The following is a 676-nucleotide window of genomic DNA, read 5'->3' as shown; positions in this document are numbered from 1 at the left end:
ATTATCAAATGTTAAATTATTCAATTTCATGTTTCCAATATATGTAGGACCTGTATATGATTTATTCTTAATCTTAGAAGAAATAAAAAGAAAATATGGTTTTTTAGTAATATAGTAATNAAAAAATTTAGAAAAATAAATGAAAAAGAATTAAACTATATAATAAAAAATTATTTGAAGAATAAAAAATTGTATTCAATAAATTTAAATAATGAAAAATATATTTTTGATGAAAATAAAGAAATAATAATAAAGATTAAAGATAATGAATATTATGTTTATCCAGAAAATATTGAAATAAAAGAAGAAGATATAAATTATTTGGAAATATTAAATAATAACGAAGAAATAAAAATAGATTTTAATATAAATGAATTATATAATTTAATAAAAGATTATATTGAATTAAAGAATAATGAAATGTTTTTAAGACCTGAAACTGCACAAGGTACATATGTAAATTTTCCAAAGTAAATAATAATTAATAGATATAGATTACCTTTGAGGATTATATGTAATTGGAAAAGCATTTAGGNNNNAAATATCTCCAAGAAAAGTATNNTTAAGAATGAGGGAATTTACACAGGCAGAATTACAAATTTTCTTTGATTATTATAATAATCCATTTGAAAATGAATTTGAATTTTATAAAGATAAATATATTAATGTATTATTG

Annotated in this window: 1 protein-coding gene; it reads left to right on the top strand. The window is 17.0% G+C overall.

The window, feature by feature from the left end; translation table 11 throughout:
- Positions 1 to 174: 174 nt before the first annotated feature.
- Entirely contained in the window at positions 175 to 474 is a 300-nt protein-coding gene (locus LUA84_RS03625; RefSeq protein WP_231434490.1) for a hypothetical protein, read from the top strand.
- Positions 475 to 676: the final 202 nt, after the last annotated feature.

This window comes from Candidatus Nanopusillus massiliensis, from assembly GCF_920984865.1.
The sequence above is the reverse complement of the archived record's forward strand: the minus strand, read 5'-3'. Positions and strand labels throughout refer to the sequence as shown.